The sequence below is a fragment of the Acinetobacter sp. GFQ9D191M genome, from assembly GCF_011174875.1.
Classification (GTDB): domain Bacteria; phylum Pseudomonadota; class Gammaproteobacteria; order Pseudomonadales; family Moraxellaceae; genus Acinetobacter.
The window spans coordinates 1-783 of sequence record NZ_JAALGV010000129.1; the positions used below are offsets into that span (position 1 = coordinate 1).

General features: G+C 39.3%; 1 pseudogene. It reads right to left on the reverse strand.

The window, feature by feature from the left end:
• Nucleotides 1-783, reverse strand: a pseudogene (locus tag G5T77_RS15905) (site-specific integrase); the annotation flags it as partial.

A 783-nucleotide genomic window follows, 5' to 3' on the forward strand; every position in this document is an offset into this window, starting at 1 on the left:
GACAAACCCGGTACGGTTCAGCTTGAATACGCCGAGTGCCTTCGCATCTTTACACTTGAAGCAAAACTTAATTCGCTGTTCGTCCTCATTTAGGCTGAAATTTTCTGCCCGCAATGTTAAATCCTGTAATGTCTTTTTGAGCTCTATCTTGCTCTGCTGAGAGAGTTCTAAATGGAGATATTTTTTGGGAAATAAGCTATGAATAAAAGAAAGAAGTTTCTTCAGTTGCCGTTTTTCATTCAGTTCAAAAATTAACTGGGCTGAATTGGGCTGAACTTTTTCAAGATAAATTGAGTAGATCGCATTGAGCTGTTTTTTATATTTACTTTGTACATTTGCATAACGCTCCTGGACATGGTGAATGATCCTTTTCTCCTCCTGATTGGTCGGTAACATGGTGACCAATGCCTCGGGAGTTTTCCTTAAAAAGTCCGTGGTAAACAGCCGCGAAGATTTTTTTTGGTTTACATAGGAGGTTTTCAAATGCAGAGCTCTGGCACGTAATTTTTGCGCGATTTGCAAAGGAATGGCTTCAGGTAACAGAAGGTCTTGCTCTTTTTCTACTGCAAGAATGTGATGCAATAGTTCAAAAGTCATCTCTGAGTCATGAGCTCCTAGCATTAGTGAATCAGGTGATTTCTGTTGCCCTAGTTGATATTGATGATCATGTTGCTTGTAACGGTCTTTAGTAAGTCGGTCAAATAAAAACTGTTTGATCGCCCGTTGCTGAACAGGATATTTAATAGCCTCATCATTTTTCAGAATATTAGACCTCTTGCGAAA